This is a genomic window from Chitinophaga niabensis (assembly GCF_900129465.1).
GTDB lineage: Bacteria > Bacteroidota > Bacteroidia > Chitinophagales > Chitinophagaceae > Chitinophaga > Chitinophaga niabensis.
Map to the genome: position 1 here is coordinate 3,621,451 of NZ_FSRA01000001.1, position 26,276 is coordinate 3,647,726.

A 26,276-nucleotide genomic window follows, 5' to 3' on the forward strand; every position below is an offset into this window, starting at 1 on the left:
TCAAATATTTTGCGCCAGGATAATGGCCTGTTTTAATGCGTTGAGTTTATTGTTCACTTCCTCCAGTTCAGAACTGGCCACTGATTTAGCCACAATACCTGCTCCCGCCTGGTAGTATAAAGTATTATTCCTGCTCAGGATAGAACGGATCATGATGGCATGATTGAAGTTGCCGTTAAAGCCTACAAATCCTACGCAGCCGCCATAAAAGCCCCTGGCTGTAGGTTCATAGCTATCGATCAGTTCCATGGCTTTGTACTTGGGTGCGCCGGACAGGGTGCCTGCGGGGAAAGTAGCGGCCAGTATTTCAAAGGGATTGCTGTTCTCCGGCAGTTGCCCTGTTACTTCACTCACCAGGTGGATCACATGCGAGTAGTATTTGATCTGGCGGTAAGTTTCCACTTCCACCTCTGAAGCTTTCCTGCTGAGGTCGTTGCGGGCAAGGTCTACCAGCATCACGTGTTCTGCATTTTCTTTCGGATCTTCCAGCAGCTGTGCTGCCAGCTCTTTATCCTGCTCATCGTTGCCGGTACGTTTGAAAGTGCCTGCTATAGGGTGGATCACCGCTTTGCGATCTTTGATGATCAGCTGTGCTTCCGGAGAAGAGCCCATTAATTTATAATCGCCGTAATCGAAATAGAAGAGATAGGGAGAAGGATTAATGGAACGCAATGCACGGTATACATTAAATTCATCTCCGGAGAATTCACGGCTGAATGCACGGGAGAGTACTATCTGGAATACATCACCGCGGAAGCAGTGCTGTTTACCTTTCTCCACCATTTCCATGTATTGCTCATTGCTGAGATTGCTTTTTTCTTCGCCTTTTCCGGTGAAGGTATAACTGGGAAAATCTTTGTTGCGGATGAGGGATTCCAGGTATTCAAACTCGCTTTCCTGGCCATCTACCTGGTTTTCTATGAGATGCAGTTCATCTTTGAAATGGTTGATGGCAATTACATACTGGTAAAAACGGTAGCGCATCAGGGGAATGGTATTACCTGCTTTCTCCCGTTTTTTAAACACGATCTTCTCAAAGAACTGAACGGAGTCGTAGGTGCTGTAACCGAAGAGGCCTTCCGCATATGGCACCGGGGACTTTTCACTGAATGAAAAGCTCTTCAGGAAAGCATCCATTTCTTTCACTACTTCCTTGCTGCTCTTCAATTGTTTTCTCTCTACCGGCTGGCCGGGGTATTTGAATTCGAAGATATCCGTAGAGGTTACTTCTATCCCCGCAATAGGTTTGATGCCTATAAAAGAGAAGCTGTTCTCACTGGCATGAGAGTCCGTACTCTCCAGAAGGATGGAGCCGGGGAATTTGTCCCGGATGCGGAGGTAGATGCTCACAGGTGTGAATACATCTGCCAGCATTTGTTTGGATCGTGTTTTTACCTGGATCTTTTTCATCTTGATGATGTGTTTAAAACGAAGAAGGCCCGCTGTGTACAGCGAGCCTTCTTAAAGTATTTAAAATACGAACATGGCAGCGTTACACAGCGAAGAGATTCGTTGCGTGCCACCAAAGTTTGTATGTATTGTTCATTTGCATTATGAGGGCAAATATGGGGGGATTTCTCCAAATATGCAAATTTTATTTCGCTCATCTTATAAAACCCCTTTTGTGCTTGGTAACTGCATATTGTCAGGATTCCGCTTCACGGCCATTTTGATGGCCTTTGCAAAGGCTTTAAAGATGGCTTCTATCTTGTGGTGTTCATTCTCTCCTTCCGCTTTGATGTTCAGGTTACATTTTGCGGCGTCTGAAAAGGATTTGAAGAAGTGGAAGAACATTTCCGTGGGCATATCCCCCACTTTCTCCCTTTTGAATTCCGCGTCCCACACGATCCAGTTGCGGCCGCCAAAATCAATCCCTACCTGTGCCAGGCAATCGTCCATGGGCAGGCAGAAACCGTATCTCTCCATTCCCTTCTTGTCCGCCAGGCCCAAGGCAAAAGCCTCTCCCAGCGCTATGCCGGTATCTTCTATGGTGTGGTGTTCATCGATATGCAGGTCTCCTTTGGCAGTGATGTCCAGGTCAATGCTACCGTGGCGGGCTATCTGGTCCAGCATGTGGTCAAAGAAGGCAAGGCCTGTGTGGATGTTGGCTTTGCCGGTACCATCCAGGTTCAGTTCAATGCGGATATCCGTTTCCTTGGTAGCCCTTACGTGGCTCACCTTTCTGAGGCCGATCTTGAGGAACTCATAGATCTTTGCCCAGTCCGTAGATTCCAGGGCGATAACCGTACCCAGGTCTGTGCTGTCTACTTCCGCGCCACCAAGACCGGTTCCTTCATTCAACCAGATGGCTTTGGCACCCAGGTTCTGGGCCAGTTTCACATCCGTGATCCTGTCGCCGATCACAAAGGAGTTGGCGAGGTCGTAATCTTTGGAGAAGTACTTTGTGAGCATGCCTGTACCGGGTTTGCGGGTAGGGGCATTATCAGCGGGGAAGCTCCTGTCTATATATTCAGCTGCGAAATGAATGCCTTCATTCGCGAAGCTTTGCATGATGTGTTTGTGCGGAGCCGTGAAGGTTTCTTCAGGAAAGGAGGCCGTGCCTAAGCCATCCTGGTTAGTTACCAGTACCAGTTCGTAATCCAGCTCTGCGGCAATTTTGCCGAGGTAGGTGAATACTTTGGGATAGAACTCCACTTTTTCCAGGCTGTCTATCTGGTAGGTTGGTGGTTGTTCTTTGATCATGGTGCCATCCCTGTCTATGAATAGGACTCTCTTCATACGAAAGATTGTAAAGTGTTAATTAATTCCACATTCTCTGCCGGTGTACCTACTGTTATACGAAGGCATCCCACACAGAGTTCCACTTTGGAACGATCTCTCACTACGATGCCTTTTTCTATCAGATGATTGTAGATACCTTTTGCATCAGTTGTTTTAGCCAGCAGGAAGTTAGCATCACTGGGGTAAACTTTCTCTACGAAGGGCAGCGCTTTCAATGCAAACTCCAGCTTATCCCGCTCCAGTACTGTTTCCCTGATCCAGGCATTCACCTGGTCTATATTGTTCAGCGCTTCCAATGCCAGTTCCTGTGAGGCCTGGTTAATATTGTAAGGCGGTTTTACTTTGTTGAACACATTGATGATATCCTCACCGGCAAAAGCCATACCTACCCGCAATGCGGCCAGGCCCCATGCTTTGGAGAGGGTTTGCAGGATCACGAGGTTGGGATACTCTGTAAGTTCCCGGATCAGTGTTTTTTGTTTGGAGAAGTTGATGTAGGCTTCATCCACTACTACAATGCCGTGGAAGTTATTCAGTACTACTTCAATGTCCTCCCGGTTGATGGCATTTGCCGTAGGGTTGTTGGGAGAACAGATGAAGATCAGTTTGGTATTGTCGTCAATAGCTGCTTCAATAGCCGGAAGGTCCAGCTGGAAGTCTTCTGTGAGTGTAGCTTTGCGGATAGTTACATCGTTGATGTTTGCGCTCACTTCGTACATACCGTAAGTAGGCGGGCATAATACCACGTTATCAATACCGGGGCGGCAGAATGCGCGGAACAATACATCGATGGCTTCGTCGCTGCCGTTACCGAGAAAGATGTTCTGCGGTGGTACGCCTTTGATATCTGCCAGGCGGTATTTCACCTTCCATTGCAAAGGGTCCGGATACCGGTTGTAATCCGTGGCTAAGGGAGAGCCGTAGCTGTTTTCGTTAGCATCGAGGAATACAGATGCTTCTCCTTTGAACTCATCGCGTGCGGAGGAGTAAGGGACCAGTCTTTTGATATTATCTCTTAAGAGACTATTAAGATCGAACATACGCCATTAATTAGATTTTATACGAATACTTACCGCGTTCTTATGTGCGTCCAGTCCTTCCGCAGCAGCCATGGCTTCAATGGAAGGTGCCAATGCCAGCAGGCCTTCGCGGGTAAGGCGCTGAAAAGTGATCTTCTTCACAAAACTATCTACACTCACTCCGCTGTATGCAGTGGCATACCCATTGGTAGGTAAGGTGTGATTGGTACCGGAAGCATAATCCCCTGCACTTTCCGGGGAATAATTCCCCAGGAATACAGAACCTGCATTGATGACGCGGGTGGCTAAGGCTTCATCATTTTCACAAGCCATGATCAGGTGCTCGGGTGCATAATCGTTAAGCATGTCCATGGCTTCATCCCTGTCTTTTACAAGGATCAGTTTGCTATTGTCCAGTGCCTGGGCTGCCAGCTCTTTACGAGGCAGCAAAGCCAGTTGCGCTGCTACTTCTTTTTCCACTTCCACGATCACTTTTTCGGATGTGGTCACCAGCAATACCTGGCTATCCGCACCATGTTCAGCCTGGGACAAGAGGTCTGCCGCTACAAATGCAGGCACACATGCATCATCCGCAAATACCGCTACTTCAGAAGGCCCTGCGGGCATATCGATGGCAGTGCCTGCACTGTTCACCAATTGTTTGGCGCAGGTTACATACTGATTGCCTGGCCCGAAGATCTTATAGACTTTCGGCACGCTTTCCGTACCATAGGCCATTGCGCCGATTGCCTGTACCCCGCCGGTTTTGAACACCTGCGTGATACCCGTGAAATGTGCAGCCCATAATACGGCGGGATGCACGAGGCCATCTTTGCCGGGAGGTGTGCAAAGCACTATTTCATTACAGCCGGCCAGCCGTGCCGGAATGGCCAGCATCAGGATGGTAGAGAACAAAGGGGCTGTGCCGCCCGGAATGTATAACCCCACCTTTTCAATGCCTACCGGTTTACGCCAGCATTGTACACCCGGCATGGTTTCTATGAGGGTAACAGATTCCACCTGTGCGCGGTGAAAAGCTTCGATGTTGAGCGCCGCCTGCCGGATAGCATTTTTCAATGGTTCATCCAGGATGGCATCTGCTGCTTCAAATTCAGCTGTGGTTACGCGGATGTCAGTCAGCGTTACCTTATCGAACTGCTGTGTATACTTACGCAAAGCAGCATCACCGGTGACCTTTACATCAGCGAGGATGGCAGACACGGTGGCTTCCAGCTCACGCGTATCAAATACCGGGCGTTGCAGCAGTGCGTTCCATGTATTCTTTTCCGGATAGCGGATGACTTGCATAATACTATTCTTTAAATAACCATTTTCTCGATCGGTACTACCAGGATGCCTTGTGCCCCGGCTTCTTTCAGGCTTTCAATGATATCCCAGAATTCGTTTTCGTTCAGTACGGAATGCACAGAGCTCCAGCCGGCTTCTGCCAAAGGCAGTACGGTTGGGCTTTTCATACCCGGCAGCAGGCCAATGATCTCAGAGAGTTTATCATTTGGTGCGTTGAGCAGGATGTATTTGTTGTTCTTGGCTTTCTTCACTGCCTGGATGCGGAAGATCAGTTTGGCCAGCAGTTGCTGCTGTTCAGCAGTGAGTTTATCATTTGCCACCAGGATGGCTTCCGACCTTAACACTGTTTCCACTTCTTTGAGGCCATTCATGAACAGGGTGGAGCCGCTGCTCACGAGGTCGCAGATAGCATCTGCCAAACCAATGCCAGGTGCTATTTCAACGGAACCGCTGATCTCGTGGATCTCTGCTGTAATGCCCATTTTTGCCAGGAAGTCTCCCAGGATGCCGGGATAGCTGGTAGCAATGCGCTGGCCATCCAGGTCTTTGATAGAATTGTACTCCATGGACCTGGGCACTGCCATGGCTAAACGGCATTTGCCAAAGCCCAGTTTCTCTACGGTACGGATAGGCGGGCGGCTTTTTTCGAGCACTACGTTCTCTCCCACGATACCGATGTCCGCTACGCCGTCTTCCACGTATTGCGGAATATCATCGTCCCGCAGGAAGAATACTTCCAGCGGAAAGTTAGTGGCTTCCGTTTTGAGTTTGTTCACGCCGTTATTGATGTCTATCCCGCATTCTTTCAGCAGTTTGATAGAATCTTCGTGCAGGCGACCTGATTTCTGAATGGCAATACGCAGTTTCATAATTTTCTGATTGAAACAAAAAAAGGCTTACCGGGATGCGGTAAGCCTTTGATGGTGAATATCTGTGTGTACATTACAGCATTCCCTGCCTACCGGTCTGGTAAGTATGGTGATGATGTATGTGTACGTTGTTGATCATGTTTTAAAAATCTGGTGCAAAAATAGGAAGTAATCTGAATAATCAAATCATGTTTCCCTTTTATAGATAATTTACCGTTAAAATGGCATTTTGTTAGATAAAATCTAACTGCCTGGCCCTTTAAGGCACAGGCAGTCAGGAATTAATGGTGAAAACAAACACTGAACCAGGTTAAAATGGCGGAAAACAGTTTAATCTGACGCAAAGCTGCATCATGATAAGTTATCACCAAAAAAAGATTGATCAAATGCCCGTTGCGGGTGACGAACGCCGTATATCAGAAAATCACCGAATTTTGGGCCTTATCGTACTAAATTGCCGTTTGTATGGCGCAGAAGAATATATTGAACAACAGCTGGGTGGTGAATACGCTCTTCCTGATCGTTCTCCTGACCGTGATGGTGCTGGTGAACATGCAGTATGAGCCCATCAATAATGTGCGGTTGTATCTGAACAACGGGGTATCTGTTATTTTCATTTATGTGATGTGTGCGGTCCACAATAAATACATGCTGAATATGCTGATCATGAAACGGCTGTACTGGCAGTATTTAGGGCTATTGGTGGGCTGGCTGGCCTTTACCACCTGGGGTTCCTATACTTTAAGGGTGAATATCTTCCGAACGGATATGGACATGATCTGGGTGAGCGACCTGGTATTTTCCCTGGCCTGCCTGCTGATCGGCATCGGGCTGTGGTTCCTTTACCGGCAGGCTACCTGGCATACCCTGGAATTAAGGAACTCGCTGCTGATGCGGGATAAGGAGATCCAGTACCTGCAAAGCCAGCTGAACCCGCATTTCTTTTTCAATACCCTCAACAACCTGTACGGCGTAAGTCTCCGCTATCCTAATAAAACACCGGAACTGATCCTCAGCATTTCCGAGTTGCTGCGCTACCAGTTACAAAGCTCCCGCAAGCAACTGGTGCCCCTGGAAGATGAATTGCAGTTCGTGCGGAATTATGTACACCTGGAAAGAGCGAGGGTAAGACAAAGATGCCAGGTAAGCTTTAAAAAGAAAGGCAGTGAAAAAGACCTGCTGATCACCCCGCTGATCCTGATCACTTTTGTAGAGAACGCATTCAAATATGCCCCTTCCAGCATCCAGGCCTCCTACATCAAAGTGGAACTGGAGATCAAAGGAGAAACTTTGCTGCTCAAGATCCGCAACACCGTTCCGGAAAATAAACAATCCGTATCTTCGACGGGCGTAGGATTGAACAATGTGAAACAGCGGCTGGCCCTCGCCTATGCGAAACGGCATACCCTGGTCACGCATGAAGAGAACAATATTTATTACACAGAACTGCTTTTAACTTTAGAACGCCATGCAAGTACTCCGCTGCCTGATCGTAGATGACGAACCCGGGGCACATTATGTGCTGGAAGCGCATATTGAAAAAGTGCAGGCCTTACAGATAGTAGGGCATTGCTACAATGCCATGGAAACCGCCAATTTCCTGCATCGCGAGAAAGTGGATGTGGTGTTCCTGGATATCAATATGCCGGAATTAAGCGGGCTGGACCTTCTGAAAACGCTGAACAACAATCATCCTAAGATCATACTTTGCAGCGCCTACAGCGAGTTTGCACTGGAAAGTTATGAATACGATGTAGTGGACTATATCCTGAAACCCATCAGCTTCCCCCGTTTCCTGAAAGCGGTGAATAAGATCCTGCAACAGGAAGCGCCGGCTGTTAATCCGCCGGAAGAACCCCTGCTGCTGAAAACCGGCAGTACCCAAACGTCTGTAGATCCCGGCGATATCTACTACGTGCAAAGTATGGGCAACTACGTGAAAGTATACCTAGAGAATAAATGCCTCATTGTAAACGCTACCACAGCAGAAATGGAAAAGCTGCTGCCTGTTTGCAATTTTGTGCGCATCCATAAATCCTACATCATTGCCGCGGACAAAGTGGACGAATGGGGACCACGCCATGTGGTGATCCTGGATGAAAGCCTGCCCGTTGGTCAAACCTTCAAGATTAACCTGAATAAGCTAAAAGAAAGATAAGGCCCGCTTTGATGCCAACAGAAATGAGAGTATTTTCACAATCAAAATTCCACATTGTGAAAAGTATCTTCTTATTATTGGTATCCGTATTCCTGCCCGCCAACGTTTCCGCACAGGATCATAAAGACCTGCTCACCAGCCGCTACAGCGAAGCGCAGCTGGGCACCATGCTTACCAAAAACCAGGATTGGGTTACACTTCCGGCTTATACACAACGCTCATTCTGGGACGCCCTTCCTTCCGGTATCCGTGAATCCCTCATTAAACAAGGGGAAGCATCCCTGCCTTTCAAATGGGACGTTGTAAAAGCTACAGACATCATGGAGTTTACCCGTACAGGTAACCGCAATACCATGCAGAACCCTAACTCTGCCCGTAAGAGTGCGTTGCAGAACCTTGTGCTGGCAGAACTGGCAGAAGGGAAAGGCAGGTTCATGGATCAGATCATTAACGGCAGCTGGGCCATCTGTGAACAAAGTTCCTGGGTGCTCTCTGCACACCTGCCTGTTACCAAAGGGTTTGAACTACTTCCGGACATCACCAAACCTGTGATAGACCTGGGTTCCGCCGATGCTGCGGCTTTGCTGGCCTGGGTGCATTATTTCCTCAAAGCCCCCCTGGATAAAGTGAATCCGCTGATCGCCGACAGGATCAAATACGAAGTGCGTAAAAATGTGCTGGTCCCTTATTATACCCGCAATGATTTCTGGTGGATGGGTTTTAATGAACGCCCGCAGAATAACTGGAATCCCTGGATCAATTACAACATGCTGCAATGTATGCTGCTCATGGAAGATGATCAGGCAGTGAAGGTGAAGAACGTGTACAAAGCCCTGCAATCCATCGATAAGTTCACGAACTCTTACAAACCGGATGGAGGCTGTGATGAAGGCCCCTCCTACTGGAGCCATGCCGGCGGTAAATATTTTGAATGCCTGGAATTATTACACCATGCCACCCATGGTAAGCTGGATGTATTCGCTCATCCGCTCATTAAAAACATGGGCAACTACATCTGCAATATGTACATCAACAGCCCCTACTTCGTGAACTTTGCGGATGCGAGTGCGAAAGGCGGTATCAATGCAGGAATGGTATACAGGTATGGCAGAGCGATCAAAGATTCCACCATGAGCGGCTTTGGCGCTTTCTATGCGCAAAAAGGCAAAATGCCTGGAGCTGGCACCATAGAAGCTGTGATCACAGACCTTACCACCATGAATGAGGTCCTGGCTTATCCGGCCAAAGAACCGCTCATTGGTTCTTATTGGTACCCTGACAATCAAATTGCGATTGCGCGGGAATATCCGGGCTCAAAGCAGGGTTTTTATTTTGCCGGCAAAGGCGGGCATAATGCAGAATCACATAATCATAATGATGTAGGGACTTTCATTCTCTATTACAACGGCTTACCCTGCCTGGTGGATGCAGGGGTTGGTACTTATGTGCGGCAGACTTTCAGCCCCGACCGTTATAAGATATGGACGATGCAATCTGCTTTCCATAACCTGCCGATCATCAATGGTGTGCAGCAACAGAATGGTGCGGAGTTTAAAGCGGCTTCTGCTGCGTTCTCTTCTACCGCTAAACAGGTTTCTTTTACGGCTGATATTGCTACAGCATATCCTGCTGCCGCTAAAGTGAAAACATGGAAGAGAGGTTATCAGTTAAACAGAGGGGGCGCATTTGTGATCACGGATGATTATGTACTGAATGAATTTGTAGCAACGCAGCAGTTGAATTTCCTTACGTTCTGTAAAGTGGTGGAAACTGCGCCTGGCCGGTTGAAGTTAACGGGAGAGAATTTTGTACTGATCATGCAGTACGATGCGAAGCAGTTCGATGCGGAGATCACGCATATTGATAACAATGATCCGCGGCTGGAGAATATCTGGCCAGGTGGGTTGGAGAGGATCCTGCTGAAGGGGAAGAATACTTCGGTTAAGGGAAGTGCTAAGATAGAGATAAAGAAGGGTTGATTGACGATGCAGTATTTGCTGTACCAAAACCAAGGCGGAAGCTTTTATTCATTTGTGACCACAAAATTAAACCTTCCCCCGGGAGCGGCATCTCCATTCACGTACCAGTCCAGCGGGTTTTCTTCCTGCATATTATCAGACCATTTAAATTCAAAGCTCTTTGTTGTAATGAATTTAGCTGGTATGCTGATCATTAATTCATTCCCTTTCAGTTGATATTTCACCTTTGCTATATACTTCCCATTATGTTGTAATTGATCCCCTCCCACAACACGGTAATCATATTTACCGTTACGATCTGTATCCAACCATAACGTCATCCAGTTTTTACCGGTATTGGGCGTGATGGGTGCAACGGTCCTCGCATAAAAATAAATCCATTGTTTATCTCTTGCCACTTTCATCAACTCAAGATCGTTCCGGCCGGTTGTGTTCTCATACATCACTTTTGGTTCAGATTGTGCGCCAGGAAATTTCCTGTGCAATACATCGCCGGTATAATCTTTAAATTCAGGTGATACCTGGCCCCAATCTCCCCAACCTTTGATCGTCTTCTCTCTAAGCAAAGGTATTGCCTCCATACCTTTATACCGCCTGATATTGCTCACCATCTGCATGTAGTAATGATCTTCCAAACCAGCAGTCAGCGAAGGTTCTATATCTCTGCTATACTCCGGGCTGGCCTGATCTACAAAGACCGCGGTGTCTTTACTTTTCTTGTATCTCCATTTCCCAGCAATCCATTCATTCCACCCTGTTATAAATATGAATGGTACGTCCTGCTTCAATGCATAATCCCACTGCTCCTGTATGTTGTAGCCGTAAGGCAGATCTGCTGCAGTACCTTCTGCACCATTCCGGTAACTCCTGCCCCAGTTGCCATGCCGTTTATAAAAAGCTGAATGCCCCATAGGCACAGCAGGATGTTGTGCGGTGGAAACATTCACGATCTCTCTTTCCCCTTTATGATTACGGTATACATGCTGCGGGCGCTGGAATTCTATCCAGGGCCAGGCATTCTCTTTAAATGCTTCCGTAGGCCATTGGGATTCGCGTATGGTAAAAAAGGAATTTCCAGCTTCTTTGGAAATGCCAATGATCAGGGGTTTTCCATCGAGATAAAACCAATTTTCCGGGTAGCGGTAGGGCGCGCCTGCTTTATAACAACTGTCATACAGCTCCTGCATGGTTTCCCCGGATTTTGTATTCGTATAGAAAACCACCTTAGGCGTTTTTCTTCCCTGTTTGCGGACTGCTTCCAGGGCACGCATTAATGCATCTGTTTGTTTCAGATAGGTGAGGCGGTTGGTGGCATCGAGGATTAAGATATCTACGCCCGCATCCGTTAATAATTGTACGTTTTTTAAATGCACCCAATAATCTCCGCCCTGGTAATACCCATAAATGGGCTGGCCCCAGAAATAGTATTTACCTGCCACTCCGGCACCACCACCCCAGCCGGGAGAATTGAAATCATTGAATACGGAAGAATCCCGGTTCCACATTTCGGTAAGGTCCCAGTATTTTTCGGAGGTGGGGGAATCTCCCTGCCAGAGGAAGTAAAAGAGGGCAACATGTTTATCAGCCTTTGGAGCGCCTGCTTCTTTTTGCTGGGGCAGTACGCGGCCTAATCCGTCTGTGGCGGCTAAGGTCTGGGCTGTTCCTATTATAGGAACGAATAATAGCATGGTTAATAAGAGCCTCATGCATACAACATACGGGATTTTGGGGATAGGGGCATCCTGTACTATCCTTTTAATTTATTTAATCTTATACTTCTTCTTAAATCTCCGCATTTTCACCTGAGCAGCTATAGCAATCCCCAATCCAAAAAGCCCCAAACCTACTCCTGATATCAGCCCTTTAATTCCTGACTCATTTGGCCATAAGATTCGATCAGAGCCTTCCAGCATTCTCACTTCCATAAGCTCTCCTATATGATGCTCATTACAAAAGTTGCCCCTTGTTCTTTTATCATATAATTTACCTTTATAACTGAATGTAACAAAGTAAGTCACTTTTGATCCTATGCAGGATGCAGGCAAATTTTCAATCCGCATAGTAACCACATGCCCATGCTCACCTACCCTATATTCATCGTGATTGCTGATTGTTAAAATAATTGATCCGATAAAAAAAACAATCCCTGCAAAAAAAATAAACTTCATCATAACTAACCATTATCTTATTTTATATATAATATCTGGCCGGCGAATTGAGGTATTATCGCTGGCTGGTCTGTTTGTTGAGGTAACAGATACCGGAACTTTCGTCATTCCTGATGCTACACCGAGCGTTGTATTTGAAACTGCTCCCGATACTGCCTGCTGCGCCCCCTGGTTGGTAGCTTTCTGCACAGATAGCTGGCTATTCAGTTTCTCAACAGCAGCAACTCTACCGCTACTGGTTGGGTCTCCGTTAGCAACACGTTGGGCCCTGTCCAACTTGCGCTCTGTGGTTGCGACAGAACCATTACTATGTATCTTCACATTAGTTGTTAGTTCGCCTGTGATTCTGCCTACTGTTACATCCGCTACGGTTTGCTTTAACGAAACACTACCAGTTTCATTATATTGCTGCAATGCGGATTCTCCCGCATCTATTGCTGTTGATACAACTTCTTTCACAACTTTACCAGCAACACCTTTAGGAACAAAAGCAGATACCCCCGATGACGCAAAACCTGCAACTGTAGAAATCCCTATTGCAGCCAGGTCAACCTGGGTTAGTGACTGCTTCAATGATTGGCCTTTTATAAGGTTAGATGTAACCTGCGATCCATATTCAACTGCAGCTCCTACAATCGCTCCTATTATATTACTCCAGAATTTTCCTTCCGGATCATTGTTCTTTATCGGATTGTTTACTGCATAATGATAGGGTGTATAACTTTCCTGACCTCCTTTGTCAGACAATGGGTCGATTTGAATAAACCTTCCGATCTGCTGGTCGTAAGTGCGGGCATTAAAATCATACAACTCTAACCCACTACCATCATTGAACTCCTTATTCTGCAGCTCATTCCCATTATATCCCCGTTTGTTTTCCAGCTTCCCTATTGCCTTTGAGCTAATCCCACTCATGGTGAGCCCAAATGGATAATAATGAGTTTCCTCTAATAACCGGCTTGGGATATGCATAACTGCTACATCATCAAAGAAAATGTCCTGTGGTGTTTCATTACTTGTATAAACATACAGAAATCCACTCCTTTTTATGACCATTTTCCCTTGCTGCAGCATCTGCAATTCATCCGGCTGTTCTTTAACCTGCTTTACACCACTATTCTCATCTACCAACTTCAATTTTTCGTCAAACAATACGTAATTCAAATAAGCTCTTGGCCGGCCCGGCAAAAGATTATTCTGCGGCTCTCTTTCCCTTAATCGTTCATAATCGTTATTATAAAAACTTTCATTAAAGAGAGTATTATTTCCTGTCTGATCAACCACTTTCGAAACAGCGCCGGGCACAGAATTCCCAAAAGCCTTTACCAGAGAGGCAACCATATCTGCAACAGCAATCAGCTTTTTCTGTTTTGCACCTCCCACAGATTTGTAAAATGCTGTGGCGCTGATCGCAATGGTATCTCCAGTCATCACTTTTAAGATCACTGATGGCCCAATCTTCTTATCCGGATTGTTGGCATTCAGCTTGGCTACAAATTCATTTTTCTGCTCCCCTTCTTTCTGCGGATATCCTGCTGGTTTTGTTACTCGTGTGCCATCTATATTAGCAAACAATAAATTTTCAACCGGAGCCCGATTTTGCTCCATAGTAGCAAGATACATAGAAAAATCAGTTTGCTCCGATAGTACAACCCTGACATTGCCCAGATGGTCCTTTACAAAATAATCATATTCATATGTTACCGGGACATTTAAACTGCGAACAGGCCTGATCCTACCCTCTTCATGCAGCAATAGGCTTAACTCATTATTTTCATAAATAAATCCGGACATATAATCCGTTACGGTAACTTTGGGAGTGGCGGTGGTAATATCCGTCACTGTCTTCCTCCGCTTCTCTCCCAATGCGTCATACTGATATACAATCGTTCCTTTTCCAGTGATCTGTATACTTTCGGGAAGATTAAGGTGATTGTATGTTATTTGTTCAATCCCTTTATTTTTATCCAGTTCCAAGTTTCCATTCTCGCTATAACTATAGTCAAAGTCTGTATCCGGATTATTCAGGTTAGAGGCATTATTGGCGGCCGGTTCTTTAAAATCGCCCAAAGTGCTGGATATGTCATTCGCCGCATCTCTCAAAAAACGCAGTTTATTGCTGTTGGCTTCGTAAGCATAATGGAAATTGTCAATTGCGGATGAAGTAGTTCCCTTTAATCCCATTTGCAACATGCCCAATAAATTTCCATTCCCATCATAACCAGTTACAGGGTCTATTCCATCTCCGACCCGCATGCTATAATCCTCAACAGTATGATTCCAGGATGATTCATACTTATCAAAATCGGCTTTAAGCAAACGGTCATTTTTGTCATAGGAAAAATCATACTTCCTTTTGACATTATCGTTAGAACCACGCCAGATCATTCCGCTGATATTCCCATTGTAATTAGGGGATGCATAGACGGCACCCGAGATGCCTGTTACAGTATTATCATATCCAAGGTCATATCCAAAATAATTGGTCTCTTCATCCTTCAAATACTTTCTGTTCATCCCCAAAGTCCAGCCAAGTATATTGTAATCATAAGTAAGTGACTCAATTCCATCCGGGCCAAGATCAGGACTTAAGATCTTCTTCTTCAACTGTCCCAGTGCATCATACTCCTGTTTTGCTATCTTTTTACTTACCAAAGCGCCGTTCAACATTAATCCCTTCTTAACATCTGTAATTCGCCCGGCATTATCATACTCCATGCTTGTTAATACCCCTGTTATTGGCTCTATAGTATTATTTAGATTATGGTGCTGTTGATAAACACTCAGCGTCTGTCCTTCAAAGTTGTATAATATGCTTTTCACATCCTTACCCTGAGATGTATTATCAGAGATCACCTGTATTACCCGAGCCTTTTCATCATAATACGTAGAAGAAATCAACCATTGATTAGTTCCCAGGACCTTGACCTTAGTACCGGTAATCAGGCCTTTGGTTCGCTTGCTCACAGCAGAAGTTGTCTCGGGAGACACGTTATTTCCGGCAACCAGATTATTAAAATCGGTCATTACAGGAGTTTGCTTTCCCTCATAATTATAGTCATCATAGTATGTATAGGTAAGCGGTTCAAGCAGTATAGGATCTATACCTGGCAAGGGATTATTGGCAATGATGCTTTCTGTGCGAAGATTATACCCAGGTTCAATAAAGGTTTCCATTTCACCATCCGGCACCTCAAAACCTGTTTCAAAAGTTATACTGCTGTTAGCTTTATAAACCGTCTGTGTATGCTGGTTGACAATAAGGTTATCTATCCCCGGGATATTATGTGTAATAATCTGTGAGGAAGAAGAAGTATTTAAGCTATTCTGCAATGTTATCCTGTCTGCATTGCTGCTATACAATGCTGTCATAACAGGCCTGTTCAAATCGTCATAAAAAACAACATGCCATTTTTGTAAGCCTGTAAGATAACCATCCCTGGTAAACACAAGCCTGTCTCTGGAATCGTATACCATTTCCTGCACAGCAGAGCCGGGGATATATTTAGCCGTCTGCCTACCTTTCTCATCATAATCATAGCGATAACACAGTCCATCAAATACCTCAGGGTAATCAGATAAAGACCAGGTATTTTTGATCTCATCAACGGCTTTTGGAGGTAATACGAATCTCAAGCGTTTATACTCATCATAAATATAATATGTGCTTAGCCACCCGACATAGCCATCCTGGTTCCCGGTTAGCTCTTTTTTCGTTAAGAGTATCCTTCCCTCCTTGTCTTTAAATTCAACAGTCTGCGAACCATTCTCATCAGTAATTATCCGCTTATAGATTGCGCCCGGAGCATATGCTTCTGCACTATATGGTATATTACCACTATTTTCATTAAAGATCCAAATCCTTACGTTATCAGCAAATGTATTAAACAAATACTGGTAAGTTTTCCCCCTATTACTACCTGACCAGCTGCTCCCAGGCCGCATTTCTTTTTCAACTCTTCCCAGTGGAGAAAGCTCAATATTTGTCTGATTATAATAAAAAAGCTCACTGCTATAATTGGTACTCATAAAACCAGCCTGCTGTACAAAGGGGTCCAGCTTAAACTTACCATCAGAGGTAGCAGCCGGGTATGGCAGGTAACTAAATTTCTCCATGCCAAATTTGTCATATACAAAAGGCGCTACAAGATCATTCCCATTTCCTGCCATTCCTTTATCTATATTCTGTAGTGGCTGGCCCAATCCGTCCAGGTACTGCGTTTGCTGTTTTACCTCCTTTGTGGTTTTATTGACATTTATGATATCAGCTGGATTATTTGAAGGTATGCCAGCGGTCCATGTACGGATATAATTTATTTTAATAGCCGGACTGTATGGAGTAGGTATAGGTTCTGGCGTTTGTGCCAGTACAACATTGATCAAACCAGGTAAACATAGCAGCAGTGAAATATAAAAAAAAGTGATTTTCATTTTATCCGGATTATAGGGTTACAGGGATTATTGCTGATAATTAGCATCATATTGATAGTCAATTACCTTCAATACATTACGTTGTGCATCACGCACATATCGCAACCGTTGGTTAGCATCATACTCATAGTAGATGATCCTGTTATTCATATCACATTCACTGGTTACGCCTACTAACGGTGCATAGGTAAAAGTTGTCATTTGCGCTTTTGCAGGATACAATCGCACTTCATCAATTTGGCCGCTTCCAGAAATGGTAACAGTGCTTACATTCTTTGCCCTATGCTCAAAATAGGACCATCCACCATAGGATGGTCCGGTAACGGGAATTCCGGTATTCCCTGTAACGGTTAATGGTCCAGTATTTGACCAGTAAGAAACGATATATTCTGTACTACTAGAAAGATTTGATTTGCTCATTGATCCTGTACCTATATTATATGCTCTGTCTCCGGTTACACCACCGGCCACTGTCAACACTGCTCCAGGGAACGACCAGTTACCGGTTCCATATGCCTCAAATGATGTATAAGCAATATCAGCCTGGTTTGAATTCGTCACTTTAGCAATAGGGAACTGCTCAAGATAATCCCAGATATAACTTGTGGTAAGATCATGTTCTTTGGTCACCTGCAGCATATTTCCTTCATTATCATACCCTGAAAAGATCACTTTTTCAACTGGGGCATCACCCATGAGTATCTTGGTGATCTCTTTTGGTTTAACGAGGCGTTTGGAAGCATCCCACACTTTATAGGTCGTCTTTAGATCTGTATGGGCCTGTATCCTGTTTTCCATATTCATGTCAATTACGGACTCTACATGCGACAGGGGCTGTGCTATCATATTCCGGCGGATCATAGTATCCACTGCTTCTTTAAATTCAGGATTGGTAATAGAATTCACCAGATCTTTTGGCCTGTCATAAGAGCTGTTATAGATCCTTCCATTGCTTCCTGTTTTAACCACTAAAATGGGCAGGCCATGAGACGTTGCATAAGAATAATCTTCAGTGGTCACCATTGTTTGTCCACCTTCGTATTCCTCAACCCTCTTTGAAGCCAGCCGGATAGATTTGTTATATATCGTATATGCCTTATAAACTATTGGAGGATCGTGGGGGATCGAAAACCCCGGAGTTGTGACTAAAAAAGGGTAATCCTGTACCATGTCCCGTTCATAGCTACTACCGGAACCAGAAGGGTATGTGCGGCTATGCCTGCTATAATGATGCAACCTCAGATTTGTAAGATCAGGCATTGCCTCTCCACTTCCATAAATATTAACTTCTTTCCGAACTGGTAAATAACTGTTACCCTGTTTTTTGAAATACTCTGTTTCTAATAACTGACTATAATATTCAGCAGGATAAATACCCTCTTCTGCTGCAGGCATCAAAGGCTGTGCAATTGTTGGGCCCGCCGAATTAAAATATTCATATGATCCTACTGACGAAGGTGTTACTGTGAATAACGGATCATTATACCGATATATAGTTTTACCAGCATTTTCCATAATGTCTAAAACGTTTACCTGGTATTTGGCCACTTCTTTATAATGCACTGATGAAGAAAAATTGGTCTGTTTTGCCAGGTAATTAGTAATATTTGTATGTAATCCATGGCTCGAAAAATACTGTATGAGGGTGTTGTTAGGGCAAGTTAAGAATGATGTACTCCCCCAATCGTAAGATTCAACCCTGGACACAAGGTTTTCAAAAATCGGCTCTATTACTACTTTTCCTGCACCATCTTCGTTCTGTCCATATTTATAAACCTCCCGGGTTATATTACCAGCTGCATTATTATTCTCAATACTGGAAATCCTTAGTCCCCCTGCGTTTTTTATCAGGCCGTCAACAACAGATCTATACTGATTCATTTCAAAATTAAATGTTGTACTTCCTCCCGTTGGATAAATGATCTTATTCAATATGAGGTTCTTCATATGATTATTAGACTCGCGGCTAACATTACTGTATCCAAAATTTTGACCAGTAAAAGGCATTGTCATTGGAGGAGTCATTGCTGAAGGGTAATATGAACCATTATAGAAGCCCCACCAATCTTCACTCAGGTCCCCACCTACAGCCAATGGCTCATTATTATATTCAAAGTGGTATACCTCTCCTGAATTCAATGTAACAGCATCGAGTTTATTATAGGCATAACCGGGATGGCTCTGGTAAGCTGATAATGTAAAATCGATCGCTCTGATCTGTTGATCCTGCCGGTTAAAAATTGTGATAGATGTAAGCTTGTTTGCAGTAGAATAGTTAAACTTCAGAAAGCCATTCTTAAAAAGGATCTTATCTATTGTTTTCTCGTAGTAATAATTGAATATTGGATTGGAAGAAGTTGACTGTTCAAAGCTTATAGGTTGATACCCAGGTATGCAGGAATTGTATAACAGAAAGTCTGTTCTTACGGAGGTATTGTAAGAGGGAAGTGTATAAGTTTGATAAACGTGATCATTATAAGTGAACCTGATAGTATCAGTAAGATCAGGAGAAATTATTTCTGTGAGCAACCAACTCGTATTACTTTGTGTCACGCCACTAAAACTTCCCGTCCTTTCAGTAGCATTAGCGCCATCAGTTAATGATTTCCCGTAATGATATCTGATACCATCTTCCCTTGTTACATCAAAGGCTTGAATAGTCGTATTTCCTTCCAGGTAACAATATATTTGTTCCAGCTTTTTTTCATTGGCCAAAATGGCTGTAGCTGTTCTTGTACCTCCAGAATTGGTACCAATCAAAGAAAAAGTTCCGGAAGTTCCGGAAGCAGAATAAGAAAAGATATCATATTCGGAATCCTGCCCCCTGTTTTCTATATTAAACAGATAATCATATACATCCATCTTATACATTCCTAAAAGGTCAGTAGTATTGTACTTTTTGCTGGTAAGTAAATATCCATCAGGTCCGTAGTCATCTGGTATTCCTCTGATATCCCGGGATATGATCCCTCCGGTATGAAGTGTCCAGTAAAGTCCCAGAATTCCATCCCTGTCTGATGGCCTGAAACCGGCGGCATGGTACTTCATAGTAATAGGAAGCGACAATTCTCCTGATTCAATCTCGTAAATAGGAATTGAAATGTCCGGCACTCCTGTAGTATGGGATACAGGGTATTTTCCATACCTCTGAAACGCCTGAGCTGAAGGAGATGGTGGAATAATGTTCGGAATAGAAGAGGTTTGCTGGGCATGGCAAAATCCTATAGGCACAACAACGGCTAAAATCAACCAGATGATCACTGAGTTAAACTTCATAAGTATAGCTTCTTAGATTAGATTACCATAATAGGTATAGTAATTCGGGCAACAAGATATAGAAACTCTACGCGCCTGCAGATTTTTAACAAATGAACTGTAGGTGCATAAAGTTCAAAGATGTGAATTTTAATGCAAAAAAAATAGCATTGACTAAAAATAATATATTTTAGACAGCGTACATTGCAATGTGGGGCAACAAACAGGTATTCATGAAACCTACAACCTCACCTCCTTAGCCCTCAACCTCTCCCCTTTCACCACCGCCTTCATAAACCCATCCATCTTCTCAAACTCCCTGAACATGAAATTACTCACTTCATGCCCCTTCCCCTCATAAGTATATAACACCACCGGCTTCTTCCATGCCTTTGCCTGCTCGAAGATCGTCTTAGCCCCAAACATGATCATCCAGCCTAAAGTATTCGCTTTACAGAAATGATGCGCCGCCGTACCAAAAGGTACCAGCTGATCTTTAGTGCCATGCATGAATAAAGCAGGTATCCAGTTATCCGGAGTAACTGTGTTCATATCCAGCAGGGCGCCCGAAAACACCATAGCACCCCGGAATTTAATATCATTGGCAACACCAAAAGGATTATACAGCAATTGCAGGATAGTTTCTGCCCCGGCACTGCTGCCTGCTATAAAGAACATATCCTTATCAATGTTCAGGCTATCGCGGATAAAACGGGCAGCGTCTGCGGCATCTTCTACAGCGAGCCGGATAGCTTTCAGTTTCTCCGGTGTAGTGGTATTGCAACTAAAACTACCTCCTTTAAGATACAGGCGGTAAGAGATCACATACACATTATACCCCAGCTTGCCCAGGCCATCTGCCATGGGTTTCTGATTAGCAGGATCACCGCCGGTAAAACCTCCGCCATGTACAAACATCACAGACATGCCGTTTGGTTCAACGGTTGGTTTGTAATGATCGATGTACAAAGTCTGGGTATCTTTCACCGCGTAGGTCATCCGCGTTTGTGCCTGTACACTGACAGCAAACAATAATAATAACAGCGTTCTCATGCTTCAAGATAACTAAATGCCGGCGCTTTTTCAAGCGTTTGCCATACCTGGTATAATGCGCGGGGTACATGGAAACAACCTTTCCATTTACCGCCTTTCAATTGTAATAAAGGTTCTCCCTGGCGGTTCAGGTAACCGAACCATTCAGGATGTTCCGCATCTTTAAAATGCTTCCAGGTGTAGGCGTGTACTTTTTCAAACCAGCTCTTACAGGCTTCACTGCCGGTAAGCTGCCAGCCTTTAGCAAGGAACACCAGGGTTTCCATATGCACCCACCATAACTTCTGGTCCCATTCTAATTGCTGCGGAGGTTTGTTATGTACATCCATGAAATAGAAGATCCCGCCGTATTGATGATCCCATCCATGCTCCAGCATCCGCAATCCAACTTCCATGGCTTTGCCGGCCAGGGGCATATCGTTCAGGCGTACGGCCAGGTCCATGATGAACCACATGGCTTCGATAGCATGACCGGGATTTAATAAGCGGCCTTCGAAGGAATCAGAGAAGCTGCCATCTTCCAGTACATTCTCTAAGATGAGGCCTTTATCTTCCAGGTAAAAGACATTCATTACTTCTTCCAATACTTCCGGGATGAACTCGTTCACCTTTTCACTGCCCAGGATATGTTCCAGCTCCAGTGAAAGATTGCAGAGGATCATGGGTAATGCAAAGTTCTTCAGGTTGCGTGTGCCCGGAACGTTTTTGGTGTAATGCCCTTTGGGATTCTTTCTGCGGCGCAGGATGTTTTCAAATGTATCCTTTGCTATTGCATGGTATTCCGGCTTCGGATCTATTTTATACAATGCGCCAAAGGCCATGGCAGCAAAACAATCCGAAAAGATATTATAGGGTTGGATGAGGGGCTGGCCTTCCTGTGTGGTAGAAAAGTACCAATTGCCCTGTTCATCCCTCCCATATTTTTCCATGAAAGTGGCGCCGTGCAGGGCCATATCCTTCCATAGGGGGTTCTGTTCTACTTTGTCGTACAGCATGGAGAACATCCATACTTCCCTTCCCTGCAGCCACATGAATTTATCTGTGTCAAATACTTTTCCGTAACGGTCAAGACAGGTAAAAAAACCACCATGCTGTTCATCCCTGGAATTACTTGTCCAAAAGGGTAACACATTCTCCAATAACTCCTTCTTATAAAGTGTGGCTAGATGTTTCATTAAAAATTGGCTAAATATTCTTTGTATCGGTTATATAAATGACCAGCCTGCAAGTAGGCAGACTGTGGGCTCATAAAATGAGAGAATTCAAAAGTGATGGCTTTATCATATCCTGCCAGTCTTGCTGCTTCCAGCTTCAGCCGCAGTTTCTCGAATTTGATGGGCAGGAACTTAATGGGCATGTCACGGTCAAAAGATTCTGCGTTGGTCCAGCATTGCATGCCGAATTTATCTGCCATCCTTTTATTCACGGCGAAGAACTCCGGTAACTCGTGGTAATCAATATGGCCATCCTGGAAGGCAATGGCATCCACTGCACCACGTACCCCGTCAAAGATCTCACTCCATTCCTTTTCATGCTCCTGTATGGAAACGGCATCTTCTTTTGTAAGACCGGCTGATGCGGCCATTACTGCTTTCTTTCCATCTATCCATGGCGAGATGAAAGTAGGCAGGCCATTGCTCACCGCTTTGCATTGTTTGCCTAATGTAGAAAAGGCTTCCACAGCTCCTTTCGTACGGCGGCTGATCTCCATGCTCAGGTACCAGCCTTTAAAGCTTTTATAGTGGCCATACTGTTGCCATACTTCATCTATCACATAGCGGTTGGCATCTATCTCTGACTGCATATTACCGGTATCCCAGTAATGACCACTATCATAGAGGCCAAAGTAAAACTGCATGCCATGTTTATCTGCCAGCTCCAGGTACATCTTCACCAGGTCTGCCGGTGGCTCATAACATCCATGCTGCTTTTGCAGGTATGCAGAAGGGTAAGTGATAAAACGACGGTAACCACTGCGGATCAGGATCACGGTATCGATACCAATGGCTTTCATGTGACCGAAATCCCGGTCCCATTCCTCACGCCCCCAGTTCTGATGCGGGATATCATGACTGATCTCATCCAGGAAAGTGCCTGTTATCTTCATGTTACAACTGTTTTTTCTGTTTTAACCAATTCACCCAATCCACGTAAGCAGCCGGCTCCAGGTGAATACCGTCTTTAGTATAGGCGGCCTTCAATTCTCCCTTTTCATCCGCAAACAATTCATGCAGGTTCAGGTAAGGAAGGTTGAATTCTTTTGCAATGCGTACAATACCTTCATTCAGTGCCTTTACTTTCTCCGCTTTTCCTTTGAGATAATCATAAGGCAGCTTTCCTTCGTTCATGGGCAATACGCTCTGAATGATCAGCTTTGTTTTTGGCAGGCCTTGTGTGAGCCTGGTAACGATGTTGCGGTAATTGTTCAGGATCACTTCCGTGGGCAATCCCCTGCCGATATCGTTGATGCCAATGAGTAAAAATATTTTCCGGGGCCGCTGTTTGATCACGCCATCCAGGCGGGCCAGCACACCGAAAGTATTATCTCCGCCAATGCCCCTGTTAGCGATCTTCCTGCCTGACAACAGCTCTGCCCACTCCCCTCTTTCTGTGATACTGTTACCGAGGAACAGGATATCCGCCGGTTGGTTATTGAGTTGATCGTAAAGGTCCATACGCCCTTCGTAATACCAGTTATTATAACTGCTGTCTATCTTCTGCTGTGCGAATCCGAACACAGGCAAGAGGCAGGCAGCTAATAGTAATTGCTTCTTCATTATAGATATTTTTTACTGCGCAGATAATTCACCCAGGCCGGATAAGAACTTACTTTCAGATGCAGGCCATCCGGCGTTTCTGCTCTTTTCAACTGACCTTTTGCATCTGCAAAGGGTTCATGCAGGTTCACGAAGTTGTATCCATACTGTTTGGCCAGTTGTTCATAAGCTTTATTCACCAGCGCTACATTCGCATTCGTTACCTTTTTGAATGGCTCTATGAGGATAGTATCATTCACGGGCAGGATGCTTTGCACGTACACTTTGGTACGGGGCGATCCGGCTTTGATCATGGATAACATCCGTTCGCAGTTGTTGATGATCACGTTCGCCGGCACTTCCCTTTTCAGATCATTCACGCCGATCAGCAGGAAGATCTTTGCAGGTTTAGCCTGTACGATCTGTGGCAGGCGCGCCAGTACGCCGAATGAATTATCACCGCTGATGCCCCTGTTCTGCACAGGAAGCCCGGGCAGGATCTCATTCCATTTACCTGCTTCCGTAATACTGTTCCCCAGGAAAACGATCGCATGCTTCTGTTGTGGCAGGCTGGCGAATAATGCCTGCCTGTCTTTATAATGACCGTTATCATAAGTACTGTCAATCGTCTGCGCCATAGCGGAAAAGCCCATAGCTATCAACAGCGCCGTACCTTTCAGTTGCTTTATCATTGTTTATATTTTTCGTCTGCTTTGCCAAGATGGTTCCACCAGTTCTTTTTCAGGATCCAGGTAGTAGCGATGAAGATGATCGTCCAGCCCAGCATCTGCCAGTTTTCCCTGATCATGAAATAGATCGGGATCACTACCTGTGCCATCTGCCATATAATACCGATCAGGATATTGAACATATCGCGTTTGAATTCACCATTAGGTTTGAAGGTTGGATCTTCTGCCATCACCTCTTTTTTGATAGGTCCCCAGAAACCCCAGGGGTTCGTTTGTTTATAGAACGCTTTCACTGCCTCGCGGTTCACCAGCGGAGAAACATAAGTACCAATGATGCAACCGGCGAAAGAAAATGCCAGGATGATGGGGAATACGTAGATGTCCACTATCTCCGGGAAGAAGAACAGCTTAATGGTAGAGCCGATCAATCCGAACAGCATGCCGTAGAAGTAACCATATCCGGTGAACCTCCACCATAACCATTTCAGGAAGTTAGAGGCTGCATAACCACCATACAGCGCAGAAGTGATCCAGAGTGTGAGTTTATTCAGAGAGGCGCCCATAAAGCCAAACATGATACCAACCATCACCAGTACGAGGGAAGAGATCACGCTGATGCGGATGTATTTGGCATCTGAGGCGTTTGTATTGATGTATTTCTTGTAGATGTCGTTCACCACATAGGCAGGTGCTGCATTCACAAAGGCAGCAAAAGTACCCATGAAGGAAGCAAGCAAACCGGCCAGTAATAAACCTTTAAAACCTGCGGGAACAAATTTCGCAATAGCCAGCGGGGCTATCTTTTCAAAGTCGATATTACCTCCCTGCTGGTTCAGCTCAGTTTGCATGTACACAAGTGCCAGCACGGCAAAAGCAGCTACCATCAGGTAACGGGGAATGTACATCACCCAGATAGTGGTGAAGCTCATTTTAGCAGCATCGCCGGGTGTACGGGTAGACAGCACACGCTGCATATCGTAACTCGGAACAGGGCCTGCGATGGAAGCAAAGATACCTTTGAACAGCATCATCATTAAAAGGATGCCAAACAGGCCAAATCCATCTGAAGCGATCTTACTGTCCACACCCGGGAAAGGTGTACCACTCCAATCGAGGCCAAGGTCCCATCCAAAGGACAGGTCTTTCCAGCCTGCAGGAATAGCTGCATTGATCTGCTCTGCGGTAACAGAAGTATAAGCAATGTACCCGATCACCAGGCAGGAGATGGTCATAATGATGAACTGCATCACTTCTGTAGCTACCACGCTGTACATACCACCTTTGATGGTATAAAGGGTAGTCATAATGCAAAGGATGAGTGCGTAACTCCTTTCAGAAGAAAGATGGAACGAGCCGATCTGAAAGGAAAGGTCCCAGGGCAAAATAGAAGTGGAGAACTTACCGATGCCTTCAAAGAAATAAGCGATGAAACCGATCACGCTCACAATGGCAAAGATCACAATGATGATGTGGGATAAACGGGCGCCATTTCCATCTCCGAAGCGGAAGGTGATCCATTGTGCCCCCGTCATTACATTTGAGCGGCGCATCCAGATGGCGAGGTATACAAATACGAATACCTGGTTCCATACCGGCCATAGCCATGGAATAAAAGCGCTCTTCAATCCATAGATGAAGAGGATGCTCACCGTCCACATGGTACCTGAAATATCAAACATGCCGGAAGCGTTGCTCAGCCCCAGCATATACCATTTCATTTTATTCCCTCCCAGGAAATAAGATTGCAGGTCCTTTGAAGCCTTCCTTGCTATGTAAAAACCCAGGAACAGGATGGCTATCACATAACCGATAATGATCCCTATATCCAATACACTTAACGACATCTATA

The 26,276-nt window shown here is 45.1% G+C and carries 18 protein-coding genes; 3 read left to right on the forward strand and 15 right to left on the reverse strand.

Annotation, left to right across the window (positions count from 1 at the left end; genetic code table 11):
- The 5 genes from BUR42_RS14355 to hisG form a co-directional block, all read right to left on the reverse strand.
- Positions 1 to 1,410, reverse strand: a complete 1,410-nt coding sequence (locus tag BUR42_RS14355) for an anthranilate synthase component I family protein (RefSeq protein ID WP_074239889.1) — start codon at positions 1,408 to 1,410, stop codon at positions 1 to 3.
- A gap of 198 nt (positions 1,411 to 1,608) precedes the next feature.
- Positions 1,609 to 2,739, reverse strand: coding sequence for a bifunctional histidinol-phosphatase/imidazoleglycerol-phosphate dehydratase HisB (gene hisB / locus BUR42_RS14360; protein WP_074239890.1), 1,131 nt, complete (start codon positions 2,737 to 2,739; stop codon positions 1,609 to 1,611).
- Positions 2,736 to 3,782: a histidinol-phosphate transaminase gene (gene hisC / locus BUR42_RS14365; RefSeq protein WP_074239891.1), complete on the reverse strand. Its 1,047-nt coding sequence runs from the start codon at positions 3,780 to 3,782 to the stop codon at positions 2,736 to 2,738. The genes hisB and hisC overlap by 4 nt, the downstream gene beginning before the upstream one ends.
- 6 nt (positions 3,783 to 3,788) lie before the next feature.
- A complete protein-coding gene (hisD, locus tag BUR42_RS14370) occupies positions 3,789 to 5,069 on the reverse strand; it encodes a histidinol dehydrogenase (RefSeq protein WP_074239892.1) in 1,281 nt (426 codons plus the stop codon).
- Between the two features lie 11 nt (positions 5,070 to 5,080).
- The gene (gene hisG, locus BUR42_RS14375) at positions 5,081 to 5,938 is read right to left on the reverse strand and encodes an ATP phosphoribosyltransferase (RefSeq protein ID WP_200798259.1); all 858 of its coding nucleotides are present in this window, start codon (positions 5,936 to 5,938) and stop codon (positions 5,081 to 5,083) included.
- A 465-nt stretch (positions 5,939 to 6,403) separates the two neighbouring features.
- On the opposite strand from hisG, the gene BUR42_RS14380 reads away from it, so the two are divergent.
- The 3 genes from BUR42_RS14380 to BUR42_RS14390 are packed head-to-tail and all read left to right on the forward strand — an operon-like array spanning position 6,404 to position 10,075.
- Positions 6,404 to 7,438, forward strand: a complete 1,035-nt coding sequence (locus tag BUR42_RS14380; RefSeq protein WP_074239894.1) for a sensor histidine kinase — start codon at positions 6,404 to 6,406, stop codon at positions 7,436 to 7,438.
- Positions 7,407 to 8,096, forward strand: coding sequence for a LytR/AlgR family response regulator transcription factor (locus tag BUR42_RS14385; RefSeq protein WP_074239895.1), 690 nt, complete (start codon positions 7,407 to 7,409; stop codon positions 8,094 to 8,096). The genes BUR42_RS14380 and BUR42_RS14385 overlap by 32 nt, the downstream gene beginning before the upstream one ends.
- A 56-nt stretch (positions 8,097 to 8,152) precedes the next feature.
- Positions 8,153 to 10,075: a heparinase II/III domain-containing protein gene (locus BUR42_RS14390; RefSeq protein WP_159442274.1), complete on the forward strand. Its 1,923-nt coding sequence runs from the start codon at positions 8,153 to 8,155 to the stop codon at positions 10,073 to 10,075.
- 44 nt (positions 10,076 to 10,119) lie between these two features.
- On the opposite strand, the gene BUR42_RS14395 is transcribed toward BUR42_RS14390, so the two are convergent.
- The 10 genes from BUR42_RS14395 to BUR42_RS14440 form a co-directional block, all read right to left on the reverse strand.
- Positions 10,120 to 11,781, reverse strand: a complete 1,662-nt coding sequence (locus BUR42_RS14395) for a hypothetical protein (RefSeq protein ID WP_074239897.1) — start codon at positions 11,779 to 11,781, stop codon at positions 10,120 to 10,122.
- 54 nt (positions 11,782 to 11,835) lie between these two features.
- Positions 11,836 to 12,246 (reverse strand): hypothetical protein, encoded by a 411-nt coding sequence (locus BUR42_RS14400; protein WP_074239898.1) that lies wholly within the window; start codon positions 12,244 to 12,246, stop codon positions 11,836 to 11,838.
- A 9-nt stretch (positions 12,247 to 12,255) separates the two neighbouring features.
- Entirely contained in the window at positions 12,256 to 16,674 is a 4,419-nt protein-coding gene (locus BUR42_RS14405) for a DUF6443 domain-containing protein (RefSeq protein WP_084185570.1), read from the reverse strand.
- Between the two features lie 27 nt (positions 16,675 to 16,701).
- Positions 16,702 to 19,950 carry a hypothetical protein gene (locus BUR42_RS14410; protein WP_143197447.1) on the reverse strand — a complete coding sequence of 1,083 codons (3,249 nt, stop codon included), beginning with the start codon at positions 19,948 to 19,950 and terminating at the stop codon, positions 16,702 to 16,704.
- 219 nt (positions 19,951 to 20,169) lie between these two features.
- Positions 20,170 to 20,982: an alpha/beta hydrolase gene (locus BUR42_RS14415; RefSeq protein ID WP_084185571.1), complete on the reverse strand. Its 813-nt coding sequence runs from the start codon at positions 20,980 to 20,982 to the stop codon at positions 20,170 to 20,172.
- Positions 20,979 to 22,157, reverse strand: coding sequence for a n-acyl-d-glucosamine 2-epimerase (locus tag BUR42_RS14420; RefSeq protein ID WP_074239902.1), 1,179 nt, complete (start codon positions 22,155 to 22,157; stop codon positions 20,979 to 20,981). Before BUR42_RS14420 ends, BUR42_RS14415 begins: the two co-directional genes overlap by 4 nt.
- The gene (locus BUR42_RS14425) at positions 22,157 to 23,089 is read right to left on the reverse strand and encodes a DUF4434 domain-containing protein (protein WP_074239903.1); all 933 of its coding nucleotides are present in this window, start codon (positions 23,087 to 23,089) and stop codon (positions 22,157 to 22,159) included. Before BUR42_RS14425 ends, BUR42_RS14420 begins: the two co-directional genes overlap by 1 nt.
- 1 nt (position 23,090) lies before the next feature.
- Positions 23,091 to 23,759, reverse strand: a complete 669-nt coding sequence (locus tag BUR42_RS14430) for a GDSL-type esterase/lipase family protein (RefSeq protein WP_074239904.1) — start codon at positions 23,757 to 23,759, stop codon at positions 23,091 to 23,093.
- Entirely contained in the window at positions 23,759 to 24,430 is a 672-nt protein-coding gene (locus BUR42_RS14435; protein ID WP_074239905.1) for a GDSL-type esterase/lipase family protein, read from the reverse strand. Before BUR42_RS14435 ends, BUR42_RS14430 begins: the two co-directional genes overlap by 1 nt.
- On the reverse strand, positions 24,427 to 26,271 hold the full coding sequence (locus BUR42_RS14440) for a sodium:solute symporter family protein (protein ID WP_074239906.1): 1,845 nt from the start codon (positions 26,269 to 26,271) through the stop codon (positions 24,427 to 24,429). Before BUR42_RS14440 ends, BUR42_RS14435 begins: the two co-directional genes overlap by 4 nt.
- Between the last annotated feature and the right edge of the window lie 5 nt (positions 26,272 to 26,276).

Excerpts from the sequence above, each read along its gene's own strand:
- BUR42_RS14410 (WP_143197447.1), bottom strand. The coding sequence starts at position 19,950 with ATGAAGTTTAACTCAGTGATCATCTGGTTGATTTTAGCCGTTGTTGTG.
- BUR42_RS14395 (WP_074239897.1), bottom strand. The coding sequence starts at position 11,781 with ATGAGGCTCTTATTAACCATGCTATTATTCGTTCCTATAATAGGAACA.
- BUR42_RS14380 (WP_074239894.1), top strand. The coding sequence starts at position 6,404 with ATGGCGCAGAAGAATATATTGAACAACAGCTGGGTGGTGAATACGCTC.
- BUR42_RS14405 (WP_084185570.1), bottom strand. The coding sequence starts at position 16,674 with ATGAAAATCACTTTTTTTTATATTTCACTGCTGCTATGTTTACCTGGT.
- hisD (WP_074239892.1), bottom strand. The coding sequence starts at position 5,069 with ATGCAAGTCATCCGCTATCCGGAAAAGAATACATGGAACGCACTGCTG.
- BUR42_RS14420 (WP_074239902.1), bottom strand. The coding sequence starts at position 22,157 with ATGAAACATCTAGCCACACTTTATAAGAAGGAGTTATTGGAGAATGTG.
- hisC (WP_074239891.1), bottom strand. The coding sequence starts at position 3,782 with ATGTTCGATCTTAATAGTCTCTTAAGAGATAATATCAAAAGACTGGTC.
- BUR42_RS14440 (WP_074239906.1), bottom strand. The coding sequence starts at position 26,271 with ATGTCGTTAAGTGTATTGGATATAGGGATCATTATCGGTTATGTGATA.
- BUR42_RS14430 (WP_074239904.1), bottom strand. The coding sequence starts at position 23,759 with ATGAAGAAGCAATTACTATTAGCTGCCTGCCTCTTGCCTGTGTTCGGA.
- BUR42_RS14435 (WP_074239905.1), bottom strand. The coding sequence starts at position 24,430 with ATGATAAAGCAACTGAAAGGTACGGCGCTGTTGATAGCTATGGGCTTT.
- BUR42_RS14415 (WP_084185571.1), bottom strand. The coding sequence starts at position 20,982 with ATGAGAACGCTGTTATTATTATTGTTTGCTGTCAGTGTACAGGCACAA.
- BUR42_RS14355 (WP_074239889.1), bottom strand. The coding sequence starts at position 1,410 with ATGAAAAAGATCCAGGTAAAAACACGATCCAAACAAATGCTGGCAGAT.
- hisB (WP_074239890.1), bottom strand. The coding sequence starts at position 2,739 with ATGAAGAGAGTCCTATTCATAGACAGGGATGGCACCATGATCAAAGAA.
- BUR42_RS14385 (WP_074239895.1), top strand. The coding sequence starts at position 7,407 with ATGCAAGTACTCCGCTGCCTGATCGTAGATGACGAACCCGGGGCACAT.
- hisG (WP_200798259.1), bottom strand. The coding sequence starts at position 5,938 with ATGAAACTGCGTATTGCCATTCAGAAATCAGGTCGCCTGCACGAAGAT.
- BUR42_RS14400 (WP_074239898.1), bottom strand. The coding sequence starts at position 12,246 with ATGATGAAGTTTATTTTTTTTGCAGGGATTGTTTTTTTTATCGGATCA.
- BUR42_RS14425 (WP_074239903.1), bottom strand. The coding sequence starts at position 23,089 with ATGAAGATAACAGGCACTTTCCTGGATGAGATCAGTCATGATATCCCG.